The 19,469-nt window shown below is 59.4% G+C and carries 18 protein-coding genes and 1 tRNA gene; 3 read left to right on the forward strand and 16 right to left on the reverse strand.

Translation table 11 applies throughout. The features are described from left to right. Positions 1 to 61: 61 nt before the first annotated feature. From BLLJ_RS08475 to nusA, 4 genes are all read right to left on the reverse strand, one after another. On the reverse strand, positions 62 to 1,225 hold the full coding sequence (locus BLLJ_RS08475; RefSeq protein WP_007055328.1) for a tRNA pseudouridine synthase B: 1,164 nt from the start codon (positions 1,223 to 1,225) through the stop codon (positions 62 to 64). A gap of 1 nt (position 1,226) precedes the next feature. After that, the gene (gene rbfA, locus BLLJ_RS08480; protein ID WP_007052308.1) at positions 1,227 to 1,700 is read right to left on the reverse strand and encodes a 30S ribosome-binding factor RbfA; all 474 of its coding nucleotides are present in this window, start codon (positions 1,698 to 1,700) and stop codon (positions 1,227 to 1,229) included. Positions 1,701 to 1,850: 150 nt separating this feature from the next. After that, positions 1,851 to 4,778, reverse strand: coding sequence for a translation initiation factor IF-2 (gene infB, locus BLLJ_RS08485; protein ID WP_007055370.1), 2,928 nt, complete (start codon positions 4,776 to 4,778; stop codon positions 1,851 to 1,853). Positions 4,779 to 5,047: 269 nt separating this feature from the next. Further along, the gene (gene nusA, locus BLLJ_RS08490; RefSeq protein ID WP_007053813.1) at positions 5,048 to 6,115 is read right to left on the reverse strand and encodes a transcription termination factor NusA; all 1,068 of its coding nucleotides are present in this window, start codon (positions 6,113 to 6,115) and stop codon (positions 5,048 to 5,050) included. Between the two features lie 207 nt (positions 6,116 to 6,322). Here nusA and BLLJ_RS08495 point away from each other — a divergent pair, with 207 nt between their 5' ends. Continuing rightward, positions 6,323 to 7,051: a hypothetical protein gene (locus tag BLLJ_RS08495; protein WP_013582922.1), complete on the forward strand. Its 729-nt coding sequence runs from the start codon at positions 6,323 to 6,325 to the stop codon at positions 7,049 to 7,051. A 40-nt stretch (positions 7,052 to 7,091) separates the two neighbouring features. Here BLLJ_RS08495 and BLLJ_RS08500 read toward each other — a convergent pair whose 3' ends face one another. From BLLJ_RS08500 to BLLJ_RS08520, 5 genes are all read right to left on the reverse strand, one after another. Beyond that, positions 7,092 to 8,135: a LacI family DNA-binding transcriptional regulator gene (locus BLLJ_RS08500; RefSeq protein WP_013582923.1), complete on the reverse strand. Its 1,044-nt coding sequence runs from the start codon at positions 8,133 to 8,135 to the stop codon at positions 7,092 to 7,094. Between the two features lie 532 nt (positions 8,136 to 8,667). Continuing rightward, entirely contained in the window at positions 8,668 to 10,236 is a 1,569-nt protein-coding gene (gene arfA, locus BLLJ_RS08505) for an arabinosylfuranosidase ArfA (RefSeq protein WP_008783615.1), read from the reverse strand. 327 nt (positions 10,237 to 10,563) lie between these two features. Beyond that, positions 10,564 to 10,648: transfer RNA gene (locus BLLJ_RS08510), tRNA-Ser, on the reverse strand. A gap of 397 nt (positions 10,649 to 11,045) precedes the next feature. Continuing rightward, on the reverse strand, positions 11,046 to 11,846 hold the full coding sequence (locus tag BLLJ_RS08515) for a transglutaminase family protein (RefSeq protein WP_007055304.1): 801 nt from the start codon (positions 11,844 to 11,846) through the stop codon (positions 11,046 to 11,048). Positions 11,847 to 12,052: 206 nt separating this feature from the next. Next, positions 12,053 to 14,233 carry a circularly permuted type 2 ATP-grasp protein gene (locus BLLJ_RS08520; RefSeq protein WP_013582924.1) on the reverse strand — a complete coding sequence of 727 codons (2,181 nt, stop codon included), beginning with the start codon at positions 14,231 to 14,233 and terminating at the stop codon, positions 12,053 to 12,055. A 135-nt stretch (positions 14,234 to 14,368) separates the two neighbouring features. On the opposite strand from BLLJ_RS08520, the gene BLLJ_RS11465 reads away from it, so the two are divergent. Together BLLJ_RS11465 and truA are read left to right on the forward strand one after the other, a co-directional pair. Next, positions 14,369 to 14,512 (forward strand): hypothetical protein, encoded by a 144-nt coding sequence (locus tag BLLJ_RS11465; RefSeq protein ID WP_230473335.1) that lies wholly within the window; start codon positions 14,369 to 14,371, stop codon positions 14,510 to 14,512. Further along, entirely contained in the window at positions 14,509 to 15,420 is a 912-nt protein-coding gene (truA, locus tag BLLJ_RS08525) for a tRNA pseudouridine(38-40) synthase TruA (RefSeq protein ID WP_013582925.1), read from the forward strand. The genes BLLJ_RS11465 and truA overlap by 4 nt, the downstream gene beginning before the upstream one ends. 81 nt (positions 15,421 to 15,501) lie before the next feature. Here the strand turns inward: truA and rplQ are convergent, their stop codons facing one another. The 7 genes from rplQ to BLLJ_RS08560 form a co-directional block, all read right to left on the reverse strand. After that, positions 15,502 to 16,044 (reverse strand): 50S ribosomal protein L17, encoded by a 543-nt coding sequence (rplQ, locus tag BLLJ_RS08530; RefSeq protein ID WP_007053049.1) that lies wholly within the window; start codon positions 16,042 to 16,044, stop codon positions 15,502 to 15,504. Between the two features lie 99 nt (positions 16,045 to 16,143). Next, a complete protein-coding gene (locus BLLJ_RS08535; RefSeq protein WP_007053048.1) occupies positions 16,144 to 17,139 on the reverse strand; it encodes a DNA-directed RNA polymerase subunit alpha in 996 nt (331 codons plus the stop codon). Positions 17,140 to 17,219: 80 nt separating this feature from the next. Beyond that, positions 17,220 to 17,618: a 30S ribosomal protein S11 gene (gene rpsK, locus BLLJ_RS08540; protein ID WP_003829907.1), complete on the reverse strand. Its 399-nt coding sequence runs from the start codon at positions 17,616 to 17,618 to the stop codon at positions 17,220 to 17,222. A gap of 87 nt (positions 17,619 to 17,705) precedes the next feature. Further along, positions 17,706 to 18,083 (reverse strand): 30S ribosomal protein S13, encoded by a 378-nt coding sequence (gene rpsM / locus BLLJ_RS08545; protein WP_007053047.1) that lies wholly within the window; start codon positions 18,081 to 18,083, stop codon positions 17,706 to 17,708. 148 nt (positions 18,084 to 18,231) lie between these two features. Further along, on the reverse strand, positions 18,232 to 18,345 hold the full coding sequence (rpmJ, locus tag BLLJ_RS08550) for a 50S ribosomal protein L36 (RefSeq protein WP_003808136.1): 114 nt from the start codon (positions 18,343 to 18,345) through the stop codon (positions 18,232 to 18,234). A 23-nt stretch (positions 18,346 to 18,368) separates the two neighbouring features. Then, positions 18,369 to 18,587, reverse strand: coding sequence for a translation initiation factor IF-1 (gene infA / locus BLLJ_RS08555; RefSeq protein WP_003808114.1), 219 nt, complete (start codon positions 18,585 to 18,587; stop codon positions 18,369 to 18,371). 176 nt (positions 18,588 to 18,763) lie between these two features. Continuing rightward, a complete protein-coding gene (locus BLLJ_RS08560) occupies positions 18,764 to 19,324 on the reverse strand; it encodes an adenylate kinase (RefSeq protein WP_013582926.1) in 561 nt (186 codons plus the stop codon). Positions 19,325 to 19,469: the final 145 nt, after the last annotated feature.

Consider the following 19,469-nt stretch of genomic DNA (forward strand, 5'->3'; position numbering starts at 1 on the left):
ATGCAATATAGACGTTGTTGTGCGCGGCCTGTATCAAGCTGCACTTTTCACCGCGTCTACTTTACGCGAGGGGGAATACGGTGACCGGCTTGGCCTGATGAGCGTTTGCACGCTCGATAATCGCCGCCACATCATGCGTTTGCGGCACAATGGCGGCAGTGGGCTCGCTGATTGTACGCTCAATACGGCGGCCGAAGCGTAATTCGCTGGCCTCCTCAGGAGTGATGTCAAGCGCCGGCATCGCACCTCGAGCGGCCTGTTCCATGGTAAGGGCATGGTCAAGCAGCCAGTTGCGGCGCTCGTCACCGGCAAGACCTTCAGGAGTGTCCAATACGCACTTGTTGCGCGTGACGGTTTGCCCTTCCCGATTAGTGAACGTCTTCTGATCGGTATGTGCGGTGACGGTATGGGTTCGCGTGTCAAGCATCGCCTCAGGAGCGATAAGTCCGCTGGCATCGTCCGGCAACGCGAATCGGCCGACTCGCGTACGGCGCAAACGGGTCAGGTATCCGCCGACGCCAAGTTCTTTGCCGAGATCGCGGGCGAGCGCGCGGATATAGGTGCCCGATGAACAGCTGATCCGCACGTCAACATCAAGTGCGGGAATCGCTCCCGTGTTCGCGTCTTCCCGCAATGGTTCAGCGGCCTGCTCCCCTGCTACGAATCCGCTGCGGATATCCAGCACGGTGAATTCGCTGATGGTGACCGGGCGGGGTTTGAGTTCCACATCCTTGCCTTCGCGAGCCAAGTCGTAGGCACGCTGGCCGTTGATTTTGATGGCGGAGAACGTATTGGGGACTTGTTCGATATCGCCGGTGAAATTGGTGGCGATGGTGCGTGTGAGCAGGTCTTGCCATGAGGCAGTTGGTAACGCCGTTGGTTCGCCGCTCTGGCCACCCTCAGTCAGCTGCGCTGATAGCGTTTGCCAGCGGGAGCGGGCTTCGTCATCGACAAGCACCTCGCCTTCGGCATCGTCGGTAGTGGTGCGCAGGCCGAGGCGTATGGTAGCCTCGTAGGTTTTGTCATGCGCCACGATGGCGTTGAGCAGTCGTGTGGCGTGGCCGAAGGCGATGACCAGCGTGCCAGTGGCCATGGGGTCAAGGGTGCCGGCGTGACCGACCTTCTTGATGTGCAACGCGCCGCGCACGGCGGCGACGGCGTCGAAACTGGTCACGCCTTGCGGCTTGTCGATGATGAGCAGACCGCTGGGGGTTGTATGAAGCACACTACTCCTCGTCAGAGTCGTCTTCGAAGTCGTCGCTGGGCTCGTCGTCATGCTTGTACGGATCGGCGTCGCCGGCGTACTGGGCGGTGGCGCGAGCACGGGCGAGTTCTTCGTCACGCTTCTTGGCCACGGCGAGAATGTCTTCGATCTCGTGAGCCTCGCCGGGCACTTCATCGAACACGAATTGGAGCTGCGGAGTCAGACGCAGGCCAGCCTTGTGGCCCACCAGAGAACGCAGGTGGCCCTTGGCCTGATCGAGTGCCTGCTGGGCGCGCTTGCGTTCGCCTTCCTCGTGGCCTTCGTGGCCGAGCTGGGTCCAGTAGACCTTGGCGATCTGCAAATCGTTGGTCACACGAACTTCGGTGACGGTGATGCTGGCGAGTCGCTTGTCATGCAGTTCGCGCTCAATGGAGGAGGCGACGACACGCTGAATCAAGGCCGCAATACGTGCGGCGCGCGGGTTGGTTCCTGCCATAGGAATTTCCTTTTCTAGACTTGAGCCCCCTCTGACGAGGGGCTGCCGAACGCAGTGAGGCTGGGGGAGAGAAAATCATGGAACTACCATGTCTCTCCCCCAGTCAGTCTGCGGCTGACAGCCCCCTCGTCAGAGGGGGCTTAACAATGACTACTTGCGCTCGACTTCCCGCATCTCGAAGGTCTCGATGATGTCGCCGAGTTCAATGTCGTTGAAGGTGCCGAGGTTGATACCAGCCTCGTAGCCTTCCTTGACGGACTGAACGTCGTCCTTGAAGCGACGCAGCGAGGAGATCTCGAGGTCGTTGACCGTGGCCACGCCGTTGCGCAGGATACGGCACTTCGTACCACGCTTGACCTCGCCGTCCTGCACCATAACGCCGGCGATGTTGCCGAACTTGGAGGAGCGGAAGATCTCGCGGATCTCGGAGTGAGAGGTGACGACCTCTTCGTATTCCGGCTTGAGCATGCCCTTGAGGGATGCCTCGATGTCTTCGATCGCACGGTAGATGACCGAGTAGTACTTGATCTCCACGCCCTCGCGCTCGGCGAGGTCCGCGACCTGACGGTTCGGACGCACGTTGAAACCGATGATAACGGCCTTGTCGACCGTGGCCAGGTTGACATCATTCTGGGTGATCGCACCGACGCCGCGGTGGATGACCTGGATGCCGACCTCGTCGGATACCTCGATCTTCATCAAGGAATCCTCGAGCGCCTCGACAGAACCGGACGAATCGCCCTTGATGACAATATTGAGCATGTCGATCTCGGACTCGGCGAACTTCTTCTTGAAGTCCTCGAGGGAGACGACCTTGCGACGCTTGGCCAGCTGGGCGGCACGCTCGGTGGCCTGACGCTTCTCGGCAATCTGGCGAGCGGCACGATCATCGGAGGCGACCAGGAAGAGGTCACCGGCGGTGGGCACGGAGGTCAAGCCCAGCACCTGAACAGGTGTGGACGGACCGGCCGCTTCCATCGGCTGACCGTTCTCGTCGAGCATGGCACGCACGCGGCCGTACGAAGTGCCGGCCACGATGGCATCGCCCACGTGGAGCGTACCCTGCTGAACCAGCACAGTGGCCACGGCACCACGACCCTTGTCGAGTCGGGCTTCGACGGTGGCACCACGGGCGTCCATGTCGGGGTTGGCGCGGAGGTCCAGCTCAGCGTCAGCCGTGAGCAGCACGGCTTCGAGCAGCTTGTCGACGTGCAGGTTCTGCTTGGCGGAGATGTCGACGAACATGGTGTCGCCACCATACTCTTCAGGGACCAAGCCGAACTCGGTGAGCTGGCCGCGGACCTTCTCCGGGTTGGCACCGGGCACATCGATCTTGTTGACGGCCACGACGATCGGCACCTTGGCGGCCTGAGCGTGGTTGATGGCCTCAACGGTCTGGGGCATCACACCATCGTCGGCGGCGACCACGAGGATCGCGACGTCAGTGAGCTCGGCACCACGGGCACGCATGGCGGTGAACGCCTCGTGGCCAGGGGTATCGAGGAAGGTGATCTTGCGCGGTTCGCCTTCAAGGTTCACGGTGACCTGGTAGGCACCGATGCGCTGGGTAATGCCGCCGGCCTCACGTGCGATGACGTTGGTCTTGCGGATGGTATCCAGCAGTCGTGTCTTACCGTGGTCGACGTGGCCCATGACGGTAACGACCGGCGGGCGAGGCTTGAGATCCTCGTCATCCTGCAGTTCTTCCTCGTCAAGGTTGATGTCGAACTGCTGGAGCAGTTCCTTGTCTTCCTCTTCTGCGGAGACGAGCTGGATGTTCCAGCCGATCTCTTCGCCCAGAATCTGGAAGGTCTCCTCATCCAAGGACTGGGTGGCGGTAGCCATCTGACCCAGGTGGAAGAGCACGGTGACCAGCGCGGCCTGGTTGACGTTGATCTTCTCCGCAAGATCGGCCAGGGACGCGCCCTGACGCAGACGGATGGTCTGGCCGTTGCCGTTGGGGATGCGAACGCCGCCGATGGTCGGTGCTTTCAGCTCCTCATACTCATGGCGCTTTGCCAGACGGTTCTTACGGGCCTTTGAAGACTTGCCGCCCTGACGTCCGAATGCGCCTGCGGCACCGCCGCGACCGCCGCGACCGCCGCCACGTGCGGGACCGTTGCTCGGTGCACCGCCGCCCTGGAAGTTATTGCCGCCGCCTTGGCCCCCACGGAAGCCGCCGCGTGCGCCGCCCTGACCGGCACCCTGGGAGCCGCCGCCCTGACCCGGACGGTTGTGGCCCCACTGGCCGGGACGCGGACCGCCCTGACCACCTTGGCCCGGACGACCGCCACGGAAGCCGCGGCCCTGCCCCTGGCCTTGGCCGGGACGGCCCGGACGACCGCCACGACCGTTATCAGCAGTCGGACGAGCCATCGGATGCGGACGCGGAATATCACCCGGCGTCGGGGTGTGCATACCCTGCTTGCGGGAGAACGGGTTGTTGCCCGGGCGCGGGCCCTGAGCGTGCGGGCGCGGAATCGCATTTGAAGCGGCATTGCCGCCATTGGCACCGGCGCCGCCCTGAGCGTGCGGGCGCGGAGCCGAAGCATTGCCGCGGTTGTTCTGATGCTGAACCGGCTGGCCATTGTTCGGACGGCCCTGGTTGTTACGACGATCGTTGTTACGGCGATCGTTCGGGCGACTCTGACGACCGTTCTCACGGCCTTCGCGATTATCGCGACCATTCTCACGGTTGTCGTTCTGACCGTGGCGGCCGGGGGTCGGCATGCCGGGGCGTGCGCCGCCCTGCGGACGCGGTGTCGGTGCACCCGGAGTCGGAGCCTGCTGATGTGCCGAGGCAGGCGATGCCTGACGTGCGGGAGCGGCCGGAGTCGGTGCGGAAGATGAAGTGGAAGCCGGGGCCGAAGGTGCGGCCGGGCGGCGCTGCTGCACGGGCTTGGAATCGCCCTTGGCGTTGTCCTTGGCGAACTCTGCCTTCAGACGCCGGGCTACCGGCGGTTCAATCGTAGAAGAAGCGGACTTGACGAATTCTCCCATGTCCTTAAGCTTCTCAAGCACGGTTTTGCTATCGACATTCAAAACCTTAGCCAGTTCGTATACGCGTGGTTTCGCCACTAATTACTCCTATTCTGTGACCACGCGCGTGCATGGGCGTGGTCAGTTGGTGATGACGGCAAGCCTACCCTGTCTCATCGTGCGACCATGATCGTGTTACCTCGTCTCTGGTGTGGGCGATTTCGCGCACACTGCGCCAGCCCACATACGCCAATCAAGCATACTCATAGCGCTGGATAGCGTAGACGCAGCGAGCCGCGCCATTGCTGACGCGGCTCGTATCAGGAAATAATGCGCCCTGAAGATCATTCGCCTTCGAGCCCGGCGGCCTATTCGGCTTCCGGAGCAGCAGCCTCGGCCGCAGCCTGGGCGGCCTTTTCGGCGGCGACTTTCTTGGCATGGGCCTCGGCGGATTCGATGCCGATCTTCCAGCCGGTCAGCTTGGCTGCCAGTCGTGCGTTCTGGCCTTCCTTGCCGATGGCCAAGGACAGCTGGTCGTCGTGGATGAAGGCGATGGCGGTCTTGTTCTTCTCGCTGATCACCTGCACGCCGGTGGCCACAGCCGGGGACAGCGCGGCTGCCACGAACTTGGCCGGATCGTCGGAGTAGTCGACGATGTCGATCTTCTCCGGGCCAAGGTTCTCCATAACGGCACGCACGCGAGCGCCGCCGGGGCCGATCAGCGCGCCCTTCGGGTTCACGCCATCGGTGTTGGCCTTGACCGCGATCTTGGTGCGGGCGCCGGCCTCACGAGCGATGGCCATGATGGACACGGCACCGGAGACCAGTTCCGGCACTTCGCGCTCGAACAGCTTGCGGACCAGCTCCGGGTGGGAGCGGGACACCACGATTTCCGGGCCCTTGATGCCACGGGCCACGTTCACCACGTACACGCGGATGCGTTCGCCGTGGCGGTAACGTTCGCCGGGCACCTGCTCACGGCGAGGCAGAATGGCTTCGACATCGCCCATCGCGACATGCACGTTGGAGGGGTCGGAAGCATCCTGCTGGATGATGCCGGTGATGAGCTTGCCCTTCTGGCCGGAGAACGCACCGAATACCTTCTCATCTTCGGCGCGGCGGAACAGCTGGGTGATGACCTGGCGTGCGGTGGCTGCGGCGAGACGGCCGAAGTCACGCGGGGTGTCATCGTATTCCTCGCCCAGCTTGGGAACGGGGTAAGGGTTGTCTTCGGTGGGTTCGACCGGAATTTCGTCGGCGGCCCACACGGTGAAGTTGCCGGAACGTTCGTCAAGCTCCACGCGCGCGTGCTTGGCGGCGTGCGGGGTCTTGAGGTAGGCGAGGCGCAGGGCCTCTGCCAGCGCATCATCCAGGGTTTCGGGGTCGATTCCTTGCTCGGCGGCGAGCTTGTGTATTCCTGTCAGGTCCAGTTCCATCGATCCGTACCTCCTATGAAGTTATGTGGCGCATGGCCTATGAGTAGTCACAGTTAGCTATTAGTGTATGTTTCCATGCAGACACGCTTCTCTTCAGGACGGTTTACCCGGCGCTTGGCATCCGTACTATGCGCGAGCGCGATGCTGTGTTCGCTTTCGGCGTGTTCGATGCCGCGACTGGCCGGACGGGCCGAGGCGGAAGCTCAAATGACCCCTTGCGAGAAAGCGATGACGTTGGCGAACTACGCCACCCATCCGGCTGAAGGCACACCGTTATTAGAGCAGTATGCCACCGGTCTGGCCGCCCCCCTGGCTTGGATTGACGTTGCCGGGTATTGTTCGGGTCGTTTTGCCGAGGGAACGTTACGTGACGCGCAGACCAAGCAATGGATGGCTTTTCTGGCCGATAAATTCGGGCAGTCCGCGCCTGAGGTGACGCCGGCGCGTCTTGATGGCGTCACGTCCGCCAACGTTGACCGATCGGTATTGGATGCGATGGCCGTGGCCGAGGATCGCGCCGGATTCGCTATCGAGGTCTTGGCCGCACGAGGACAGACCGCTGGGGCTACGTTGGCGTTGAGTGATATGCATAAGACCGCCGGGCAGCAGTTGGTTGCGCTGGCGAACGGCAATTTTGATGATTCCGGCGCACAATCCAGTTCTTCCGGCCAAAGCGACCCCCGCCAAAAGGTCTATGCCATCGACCAACTACTGGCCAACCCCACCACCATCGCCGACAAGGCAAGTGGCCAAACCGTACCGACCGCCGCCGCCATCGAAATGGACTGCGCCCGCGCGCAGATCAAGGCCGTGACCGAATCGAAATCTTCCACCGAGAGCGATATGCTGCTCATCCTCGCCGCACTGGCCGCCAAGCACGCCTACACCGCGTTCCAACTTGGCTACCCAGCGACTGACGCCGAATTGTTCGAGTAGACACACACTCCTCACGAAGCCGATGCGAACTTGTTGGATGCTAGTGGGCAAGTCGAGTTGAGGCACGTTCCACCAATGTGAAATCGGTGGTGTACGTACGGGCCGGGCCTGAGTATCCTTCGATGCGGTCGATAAGCATGTCAACGGCATGCTTGGCATAATCATCGATATGAGGATCGATGGTGGTCAGCGCCGGCACCGAGTACTCGGCTTCCGGCACGTTATCGAAGCCGACCACTTGTACATCGTCAGGTACATGCAAACCACATCGTTGCAATTCATGAATTGCGCCTAAAGCAATGGCATCATTGAGACACACTACAACATCCGGGCATGGGAGCTTGTCTAGCATAGCTTTTGTCACGCGCATACCTTCACGCTGATTCATGCTTTCTGCCGGAATCACATACCGCCAATTTACCGATAATCCGCGCTCTTCAAATGCCTTCACATATCCTTGGGCGCGTAACGCCTGGGTCCCTTCCGTCTGACGACGCAGCACTGCCTCATCCACCAGTTCAGGAAGAACACCCATCAGAGCAACCGTTTGGGCACCTTCATCCAAAAATCTTCCTACAACCGTGGAGATGGATTCAATGTTGGGCATGGTGATCCAATCGCTTTTCCCGTAGGCCAGATGGTCTCCGGTCGTTACAATCGGATATGGCTGCTCCAGAACGGCCCCTTCATCCGCGAGCGGCGACATTACGAACAGAATCCATCCTTCCGTCCCTAAACGATAGAACTCGTCAACGCTGGCAACCAACCCTTCACCGTCGGAACCATATGTGTTGATGACTACACCGTAATGGCGTTCTTTTGCGTATTCAATGACCTTGTCAGTGAAAAAAGGAACGAACGGCTGCGAGAAATCGAAGATGTTGAGTCCAATAAGCTTTGTGCCGCCAGATCGCATTGCACGCGCCGAAATATTGACGGTATATCCAAGCTTACGCATCACCTCTTCCACACGGCGACGTGTATCCGGTCTCATACTGCCAGTGTCATTCAGCACATTGGAAACCGTCTTGATGGAGACGTTCGCCTCACGCGCCACGTCCTTGATAGTTACGCGGTTTCCCATTGTTCGAATCCATTTCTGCTTATTACATGACACACCTTCAACAGCGTCATTATGTTCTTATTATGGTAAGTCACAGTCGGGTCGAGCATCTCCTCCTCATATCGGAATCATCTACCCCTCAACCTCAGAATTCAGCCAAGGAGCTTTCCTCCGTTGGACCCCATGCACCATTAGGCAAATATCCTTCTGACAATACTGCAGGACGATCGAACGTAGAGGTTAAACTTTCTGGTTGAAGAAACGCACGCACGCCATCCGAACAAGGGACTTTCTGACCGCCGGCTTTCAACCTAGCTTTTTACATACCCGTCTTTTCTCCTTATTCCTTTGTTGGGTATCGAATTGTTCCAGTCGATGTGAATGACGGCATTGTCTTCCTTTGACTGGTATGCCACATTACATTAGTGGCGAATCCGAACCTCTCTTTCTGCAATCCGGGCATGTTGATGATTGTTTGGGTATTGCTTGGTGGTTGTACAGGGCACAGCAACCATAAGAGACTGCGCCCTGTCATGCGCCACCGTCACTCGAATCACTTCACGTGCACGGCGGTCCAGGAGACCGGCGGCAAGGTCACACGCACAGTGCCGGTATCGGCGTCGGACGTGATGGTGGTGTTGGGGTGCAGAACGACTCGGTTCTGGTCTTCCAGCGTGTTTTTTGCCAGCAGATCATCCTCGTGCAGGGTTTGCGCCTCGACCGCGGAAAGTGCGAATCCTTCCGGCAGCTTGATGGCAAAGTCATTGGCCGCTTCCATGGAGCGATTGACCACAAACACGCTGATCGTACCGTCCTCACCACGCACGGCTACGGAATTGATCGTCGGCACTTCACCGTATTTGTCGGTTTCATACGTTCCGGAAGCCAGTTTCGGTTCAAGCACCGTGCCGCCCTTGGCGAGCTTTGCGGTCAGCGAGAACGGATAGAACGTGGTCTGACGCCACGCCGGGCCGCCCGGTTCGGTCATAATCGGCGCAATTACGTTGACCAACTGGGCCAGGCTGGCGGCGTGCACGCGGTCGGCGTTCTTGAGCAGGGTAATCATCAAATCACCGAACACCACGGCGTCGGCGGCGCTGTACACATCCTCGAGCAGGCGCGGGGCAACCGGCCAATTGCCGATGCCTTCCGGATTCTTGCTCGGCTCTTCGTTGAGATACCAGACATTCCATTCATCGAACGAGATGAACACGTCGTGCTTGCTCTTCAGCCGGGCCTTGGTTGCATCGATGGCGGCGGCGACATCGTTGATGAAACCGTCCATATCGACGCCCGAGGCAAGGAAGCTCTTCATGTCACGGGTGCCATCAGGCTGAAGTTCCGGATGGTAGTACGCATGGCAGGAGACGAAGTTGACGTTGTCAAACGTCTTCTCAAGTACGGTTTCTTCCCACTTGCCGAAGGTGTCCATCACGTGGCTGGATGAACCACAGACCACCAGTTCAACGTTCGGATCGATGGCGCGCATACCTGCCGCCACCGAGGCCGCCAAGGTGCCGTAATCCTCGGCGGACTTGTGACCGGTCTGCCACGGGCCATCCATCTCATTGCCCAAGCACCACATCTTGATGCCGAACGGCTGATCGGCACCATTGGCGCGACGCTCCTCGGAGAGCTTGGTGCCGCCGGGAATATTCGCGTATTCCAACAGGTCGAGGGCCTCTTCAAGACCACGGGTACCCAGATTTACGGCTTCCATCAGCTCGTTGCCGCCGGTTTTTTCCAGCCATTTCGCCATTTCGTGCAGACCAAACTGATTGGTCTCGGTGGAATGCCATGCCAAGTCCAGGCGACGCGGCCGCTCATCACGAGGACCAACGCCATCCTCCCAGCGATAGCCGGAAACGAAATTGCCGCCAGGATAGCGAATCGTGGTAGCGCCGAGTTCCTTGACCAGTTCGATGACGTCCTTGCGGAAACCGTCTTCATCGGCTTCGGGGTGGCCCGGCTCATAGATGCCGTCGTATACGCAGCGACCCAGATGCTCCACGAACGACCCGAACAGTCTGTCGTTGACCGGAGCTACTTCAAAGTCATTATCGACGACGAGTCGAGATTCCTCCAGCTCCCCCGGTTTATTGTCGTGCGAATGCTCGGACATGTGCTCTCCTTTAATCGTTGTCTTCAATACCGCAAGACAACGTTGTGCTAAATACCAAAAGCAATCGGCCCATCTTCTTGGTTCACCTGTTTTGCGGCATCGCCAATCAGCGGTGAATGTGCGTTCTGGATATTTAATACAACCTTGTACTTCTGTTGATATCGATAATACGATGGTTGTACTTAGTACGCAAGTCCCGCTGAGTACAACGTTATCCTTTTCGCTATTTTCCACCCGACACGCCGTATACGATACAGCACAGGAGCGAATACGGACGTTCGTATCAAAAACAAAAAGGGTTCCGGGACAAACCCGGAACCCTAAAGGCGGATAAGGCGAGATTCGAACTCGCGGAGGCTTTCACCTCACACGCTTTCGAGGCGTGCTCCTTAGACCGCTCGGACACTTATCCATGCTGCCAAAATGGCAACTTGTTCATTATGCCACATTCTGCCGACCTGGCAAATCGGAGTTTCGCTGAGCTCGATTCGGCGTGGGATAATGCGATTTTGTGTGAGATTGCAATGGGTCAGACGATGAGCCGATTAACAGTCCGAATTGATCAACTACCAAAATCCGAATGTTGCAACGACGAAAATCCGAATATTGGTGGTGGTAGAAGCGGTGACGGGGCCACTCTGCATTGAGTGGTCTCTCCCTCGGTCAGCCTTACGGCTGACAGCTCGAACGCAATTAAGGACAGCTTTCCAGCTGCCATTTTATTTGCTCACTGTCGTTCGCCTTCGCCTAAAAACGCCTCCGGCGTTTTCTTCACGGCTCAGCTCATCAGAGGGGGCTTGGAATTTTATTTATGCCACCTGTTCGTGGACGGAGGCGTTGACCCATTGGGACTGCTGGACGTTGTATCCAGAGAAGATGCCGATGTCGAGCATGCAGTCGCGGTAATCGCGGCCGTGGGCGATGGTGATGTAGCTGTCGTCCACCAATCGGTTATGCGTGGGATCCAGTCCGACCCATCGGCCATCCTGATACACCTCGACCCAAGCATGGGTCGCGCCCTCTCCCCCAAGCAAACCGGCAATGTAGCGCGCGGTCAATCCCACATGCCGGCACACGGACAGCATCACGTGCGCATAATCCTGGCATACGCCCTTGCGCTGAGCCAAGGCCTGTTCGGCGGTGGTGCGAATCGTGGTGGAACCGGGCGTATACACAAACGCCTTGTAGACCTCATCCATCACTTCGGCAGCCTGCTGCACCGGAGTGGCGTCGGAAGGCAGCGCCGCCAAGCGTTCGCGGCATACGGCAATCATCGCCTCCACGTTCGGGCCGGGAATGGTGAGCGCTGAATTGAATCGGTACAGCGGTTTATAGGCTTCCTTATGGATATGCGCATTGTCCACGAAGGCGATACCGGTCACCGAGTAGCTGAATATGTCGTGCGGCTCAGGGATGAATCCGGTCATCACCACGGAGTCAAAGGAGTCGATGGTGGTTTCGAGTTCGGTTTCGGGCTGAATCTTCACTTCCACGTCAATCACCTGTTGGCGAGGGCCAGTGGAGGGAATACAGCGAAGCTGGAACCTGTGATCGGTGACCGGTGCGCTGAAGGACAGCCTCATCTCATAGTCGAACACGAGTTTTTTCACAACGTCTCCTGCACTTGCACACGAGCCGGCAACCGGCATATTCTCGGGATAACGACACTACAGCCATGGCTGAGGTATGGTCCGTGCGCTCACAGCCCACGCATATATTCCGGCAATCTGCTGATATGCACAGGCCGGCACTCGGGCGCACGGTTTTTTCGCCATACCACCATAGCATTTGAACCCGTCAGGGTGTCAGGTCGGGATCAGGGACGCTTGGCGTCCATGTTCATGGAGCTCAGTGAGCCCATGTCTTTGATGGCCAGCGCGCTGACACGGCCGGAGTAGTCGTCAAGGTACTTCTTCAGCAGGTCGGCGACTTCCTGATATCCGCGAGACGGCAGCTGACCGACCAGCCAGCTCAGTCCGTCGGCGAAGCAGCTGGGCAGCGGCATGCCGTCCAAGGTCATCGAATAGGCGGCGAGCTTCTTGAGCGGCGCTTCCAGATCCTCCATCGTCAGGCCGAAGCGCGTGTACAGGTCGATGCGTTCCAGATATTTGCCGATGAAGATGAACGCCTTCAGCGTGGGGTCGACCGGCGAATTCTCGATGCCGCCCCAGAAAGCGAGCATGTCATCGGTAATATCGCGCTGCTTGTAGATGTCCTCGGCATCGGCCGCGTATTTGGCGGCATCGGTGATATTGGTCATCGCCAACTCCACGTACTGCAGCAGACGCGAGCTCAATTCCGGGCGCAGAATCACGGCGTTGTTGAATGCGGAAGTTACGGCCGACCGCACCGAATCAGGATTGGACCCGTCGTACAGGAAGCTGTTCACGAACCCGTCGAAGTCCTCGAAATCTTCGGGCAGGTCGAGTGCGTGAGCGAACGGACGGAAGGCGTCCACATCGGTGTCCATCACACGATCGTAGAACGGGAAGAACTGGTTCAGCGTGGTGAAGGCGCGCTCGGTGTATCGACCCAGCCAATACAGGTTGTCTGCCTTGGAAGCGGTAACCAGCGACAACGAATGGTGGCGGGACTGGCTCAGCAGGTTCGCCACCTGCGTTTCGGCACCGTACTCGTGCTCCACGCCGGATTCGGGTGCCAACACCCACGTATCCTTAAATCCGCCACCCTGCGACGAGTTGACAATCATCTGGCCGGGCACCGACGAGTATCGAGTCAAGCCCGAATACCACACGTGCGTATTCTTGCCGGTGACCACGAAGGCACGCAAATCGCACTTGCGCGGCGACATCTCGCCGGTCTTCGGGTCCACCACATCGATATCACGGAACTGAATCACCTCTTGGGCAATGAATCGACGCGGCTCCTCCTTGATCCGGTTGGCGAGCTCCTCACGTGCGGCGGCATCCAGCGACGAACCAAACACCACGCCGTAACCGCCGGCTTCGGCCACATCCTTGATGACCAGCTCGCCCATCCGATTCAGGACTTCCTTGCGGTCGGCCTCGAACATCGGCATGTACGTGGGCGCGTTGTTGAGAATCGGTTCCTCGCCGAGATAGTACTTGATCATCTGCGGCACGAAGTAGTAGATGGCCTTGTCATCGGCCGCGCCGTTGCCCGGCGCGTTGACGATGGCCACGTTGCCCGCGCGGTAGGCGGACAGGATACCGGGCACACCGATCACCGAATCAGGATTGAAGGCGAACGGGTCGAGGAATTCGTCGGACAGGCGGCGGTAGACCACGCCCACACGGTGGCGTTTGCCGGCGTAGTCGAGGAAGTAGACCTTGTTGTCCACCACTTCGAGGTCCTCGGGGAAGGCCAACGCCGCACCGGTTTTCTCCGCCAGATAGGCGTGCTCGAAGAACGCGGAATTGTAGCGGCCGGGAGTCAGTACCACGGCGATGCCCTCGGTGGAGACAAAGTCCATGGCTTTGCGCAACAGGCGCGGGTATTCGCGATTATCGCGAATACGAACGTCGCGGAACAGGCGCGGGGAGATGCGGCGCTCGATGTCGCGCACGAACAGCGGGTAGCTGGCACCCGAGGGAATACGCAGGTTGTCTTCCAGCACCCACCATCGTCCGTCCTCGCCTTGGACCAGGTCCTCGCCGGCGATGTGAGCAAAAATGCCGCCGGGAGGGGTCACGCCGTTGACCTGCGGGAAGTAGCCGGCCGAGGTGTATACGTATTCCTCCGGCACCACGCCGTCATGGATGATGGCCTTGTCGGAGTAGATGTCCTTCAGATAGGCGTTCAGGGCGTTGACGCGCTGCTTCAAGCCCTTCTCCAATTCGTCGTATTCGTCGGATTCGATAATGCGCGGCACAGGGTCGTACGGGAACAGCCGGTCATGGTATTCGCCGTTCTTGTAGATGCCGAAACGCACACCGTTGCGGGACAGCTCTCGATTGATCGCTTCGCGACGGTTTACCAGTTCATGGGCCAGTCTGCGTGCTGCGGATTCGATCATCGTGCCTGCTCCTTGCTGTGGCGGCTTCTGTGGCTTCAAGCGGTTAGGCGTTTTGAGCGCACGCTGACGCCGCAAGCCGTAACCGGGTTTGATGGTTTCAACCTAAGGCGGACCCGTTTCAACAAACGCGCGAGAATGTTACAGGCAGGTCACTTCGCCGGCCGCGTGCATCTTGACGACCGCACTCATCTCGCCGACCACACGCATCTTGCCGACCGCACGCATCTTGACGACCGCACTCGTCTCGCCGACCGCACTCGTTACAATGAATGGCTATGACACGACTGCGCATTGACTTGGCCTACGACGGCGGCGGATTCTATGGCTGGGCCAAACAGCCCAATCTTCGTACGGTGCAAGGCACCATTGAAGATGCGCTGCACAAGGTGCTGCGGGTGCCGGCCGATGACGCGGCCGAACCGTTACGCTTGACGGTGGCTGGACGCACCGACACCGGTGTGCACGCCTCCCACCAAGTGGCGCATCTGGATGTATCCGATGAGGTACTGAATCGCTGCGTAGGTCACATGACCATTCCGGTCACCGAGGCGCTGACTCGCAGACTCAAGGCTGTGCTGCCTTCGGACATCGTCATTCATGGCATTGCCGTAGCTCCGGTCGGCTTCGATGCCAGGTTCTCCGCATTGGAGCGCACTTATGTGTATCGGGTCGCCGATCGTTCGTCTGAGGTCGACCCGCGCCTGCGTGGATGCGTACTTACCGTGGATGAAGCGCTGGATCTGGAGCTTATGAACCGCGCAGCCTCATTGACCATCGGCCTGCACGATTTTGGTTCCTTCGCCACTCCGAATCCGGGAGGCACTACGATCCGTGAAGTCAAGACCGCCTATTGGCGGCGGGTGCCGATCACTCCCCTAGTACCGGATGAGATGGCATCGCATGAAGCATATCGGACTCCGTCGCTGGAGTCCGGCCTGGTAGTGTTCACGATTGTGGCGGACGCCTTTGCCCGCAATATGGTGCGCTCCCTGGTCGGCTCATGCATCAAAGTTGGTTCGGGACGCAAATCACTGGAGTGGTTTGCCGGCAAAATGGCCGAGCCAGTACGTGAAGGCTCAAGCGGGCCGATTGCGCCGCAGGGCCTGACTTTGGAGCATATCGCATATCCCGCCGATGATCAGCTGGCCGCAAGAGCCGAGGCCATTCGGGCCGTACGTACGTTGTAGATTCTATGAAAACAACGCAAAAGGGCTGGAACCCAAACGGATTCCAGCCCTTTCAGCTAGCTTAGCGAAACGCTATTCAGCTCACTCGGCCTTCTCGGCGTCAGCGGCTTCCTCAGCGGGAGCCTCAGCCTCAGCGGCGGCGGTCTCCTCGACCGGAGCCTCAACAGCCTCAGCAGCCTCAGTGGCCTCAGCCTCAACGGCCGGAGCTTCTTCTTCGGCAACCTTGGCGGCGGCTTCAGCTTCCTTCACAACAGCCTTCTTGGCAACCGGCTCGGTGACGAGCTCGATTACAGCGGCCGGAGCGGCATCGCCAACGCGCGGAGCGATCTTGACGATACGGGTGTAGCCACCTTCACGCTGCTCCATCTGCTCGGCAATCTGGGTGAACAGGATGTGCACCACGGACTTGTTGCGGATGACGCGCATCACGCGACGGCGGGAGTGCAGATCACCACGCTTGGCGAAGGTGATCAGGCGCTCTGCCAGCGGACGAAGGCGCTTGGCCTTCGGCAGCGTGGTGGTGATGCGGCCGTTCTGGAACAGGCTGGTCGCCATGTTTGCCAGCATGAGGCGCTCGTGTGCGGGGCTGGAAGCCAGACGCGGGCCCTTCTTAGGTGTAGGCATTGGGTTTACTCCTTATATGTCCGTTCTTCAGGCAAGCAGGTGGGCATATGCCCGAACATCTGCTTGCCTAGTGAACGAACGATTGGTCAAAGAGGCAGATCACTCGTCTTCCGGCGAGAAGAACGTGCCACCTTCGAGATTATTGGTATCGAAGGCCATCGGCGAGGACTTGAGGCTCAGGCCCAAGGTCTGCAGCTTCTCCTTGACCTCATCGATTGACTTCATACCGAAATTGCGGATGTCGAGCAGGTCCTGCTCGGTGTGGGAGACAAGCTCACCGATGGTGTGGATGCCCTCGCGCTTGAGGCAGTTGTAAGAACGCTGCGTCAGGTTGAGGTCCTCAATCGGAACGGCCATCTCGGGGTTGGTCTCCTCGGCCACCGGGGCCGGACCGACCTCGACGCCTTCAGCCTGGGCGTTGAGCTCACGGCACAGGCCGAAGAGCTCCACCAAGGTGGAACCGGCGGAAGCCACCGCGTCACGCGGGGAGATGGCGGGCTTGGTCTCCACGTCCAGGATGAGCTTGTCGAAGTCCGTGCGCTGTTCCACACGGGTGGCCTCGACCTTGTAGCTCACCTTGAGTACCGGGGAGTAGATGGAATCAACCGGAATACGGCCGATCTCATCGTTGTCCTGCTTGTTCATCTGGGCAGGAACATAGCCACGGCCACGCTCGACAGTGAACTCGATCTCGAGTTCGCCATCGTCGGCGAGGGTAGCGATGTGCTGCTCCGGGTTGGCAATGGTGACGCCGGCCGGCGGGGTGATGTCCCCAGCCACGGCTTCGCCCTTGCCGCTCTTGCGCAGATACATGACCACAGGCTCGTCGTATTCGCTGGTGAGCACGATGCCCTTGATGTTCAGCAGGATCTCGGTGACGTCTTCCTGGACACCCGGCAGAGTGGTGAACTCATGCAGGGCACCGGAAATACGCACGGAGGTCACGGCAGCACCCGGGATGGAGCTCAGCAGCGTGCGACGCAGCGAGTTGCCGAGCGTGTAGCCGAAGCCAGGCTCGAGCGGCTCGATGGTGAAGCGGGAGCGCTGCGGATTCAGAGATTCCTCGGTAAGAGTCGGACGCTGTGCAATAAGCACTGTGGTTATCCTTTCAGCTTGAACTCGGTGGTGCACTCACCGGTCAGGCGGTTTTGGATGGATTTGGTATTGCTGAGTGCTCAGACGCGACGACGCTTCGGAGGACGAACGCCGTTGTGGGCTTGCGGGGTGACGTCGGTGATGGAACCAACCTCGAGGCCCGCAGACTGCAGGGAACGGATGGCGGTTTCACGACCGGAACCCGGGCCCTTGACGAACACGTCGACCTTCTTGACGCCGTGTTCCATCGCCTTGCGGGCGGCGGACTCGGCAGCCATACCAGCGGCGTACGGCGTGGACTTACGGGAGCCCTTGAAGCCGACATCGCCACCGGACGCCCAGGACACCACGGCGCCGGACGGATCGGTGATCGAAATGATCGTGTTGTTGAAAGTGGACTTGATGTGAGCCTGGCCGACCGGGACCGACTTGCGGTCGCGACGACGGGGCTTACGAGCGGCTTGCTTAGGCGCTGCCATTGACCCTCGTTTCCTAGTAACGAACTTTGTTGTTGACGTTCGGGCGATGGGATGAAAATCATCCCGTGGCCCGAATCATGCCACCGACTACTTGGTGGCCTTCTTCTTTCCGGCGACCGTGCGCTTCGGGCCCTTGCGGGTACGAGCATTGGTCTTGGTGCGCTGGCCGCGCACAGGAAGTCCCTTACGGTGACGCTGGCCTTGGTAGCAGTTGATCTGAATCTTGCGACGAATATCTGCATCGACTTCACGACGCAGGTCACCCTCGATCTTGTAGTTGGCTTCGAGGTAGTCACGCAGCGTAATCAGCTGCTCGTCGGTGAGATCCTTGACGCGGATGTCCGGACTAATACCGGTCGCGGCAAGCGTTTCCTTGGCACGAGTGCGACCCACACCGAAAATGTAGGTGAGGGCGATCTCGATGCGCTTCTCATTGGGGATGTCGACTCCGGCAAGACGTGCCATTGCGATTCCTTCTTGTTGCCGTAGGTCTTGCACCCGCTCGCCCGGTTACCCGGCACGGGCCTACGTACCCGTGGTTCAGTGTCGTTCCCTTGCGGGAAGCACTGTGAGAGAGTGCCTTATTTACTTAGTGCCGCTGGAGAATCTGCTCTCAGCCCTGACGCTGCTTGTGGCGCGGGTTGACGCAGATCACCATGACGCGGCCGTGACGGCGGATCACGCGGCAGTTTTCGCAGATCCTCTTCACGCTAGGGCTGACCTTCATGGTTATCCTTTTCTTGTGTACCTTTACTTGTAACGGTACGTAATGCGTCCGCGGTTCAGGTCGTAAGGGCTCATTTCGAGCACGACACGATCCTGCGGCAGAATACGAATGTAGTTCTTACGCATTTTGCCGGAAATCGTGGCGAGCACGATGTGCTTGTTTTCGAGTTCAACGCGGAACATCGCGTTAGGCAGTGCTTCCACGACCTGTCCTTCGACTTCAATCACACCGTCTTTTGCCATGTGCCTCTAGTCCTATTCCGTTGGATGATTACTATGGCATATCCGAAGACACACCAACTGTCAACTATATACGCACATACCCCTGTACGAACACTCGGCGTGTCGCACAGGGGTATGGAAACGTTGATGTGGTATTTCGGCATCACTCCGGCTTGTTGCCCGGGCTGCCGAACCTACTACTCGAGGTGGCTGATGATACGGCCGCTGATCTCGTCGATGTCGCCGACGCCGTTGACCACGACGAGCAGGCCACGGGCCTCGTAGATGTCGAGCAGCGGAGCGGTTTCCTTCTCATAGGTCTCCAGGCGCTTGGCGATGGCCTCCGGAGTGTCGTCAGCGCGGCCCTGCTCGGCGGCGCGCTTCTTCATACGCTCCAGCAGCACGTCGCGGGCGGCTTCGAGGGCCACCACGTGGTCGAGCGGAGTGTCAAGGTCGGCGAGCATCTCGTCGAGAGCGATGACCTGGGCGGCGTTACGCGGGTAGCCGTCGAGGATCCAGCCGTTCTTGCAGTCTTCCTTGGCCAGACGATCCTTGACGATCTTGTTGGTCAGGGAGTCCGGAACCAGCTCGCCCTTGTCGGTGTAGCTCATCGCCTCAAGGCCGAGTTCGGTCTTGTTCTTGATGTTGTAGCGGAAGATGTCGCCGGTGGAGATGGTGGGGATGTTGAAGTGTTCGGCGAGCAGAGCAGCCTGGGTGCCCTTGCCCACGCCCTGGGGGCCCATGATGAGCAGACGCATGGTGGTCTCCTTTTATGTCGGTTATTAATACGGTTTTGGCTCCCTTGGTTAAGGGAGCCATTGAGTTATATGCGGAAGAAAGATTGCTCCGTCGTGGAACAGTCCACTGGACTGTTCCACTCCTCGCGCGGCCGCCTGCCCATTG

Origin of the sequence: Bifidobacterium longum subsp. longum JCM 1217 (genome assembly GCF_000196555.1) — a bacterium.
Lineage (GTDB): Bacteria > Actinomycetota > Actinomycetes > Actinomycetales > Bifidobacteriaceae > Bifidobacterium > Bifidobacterium longum.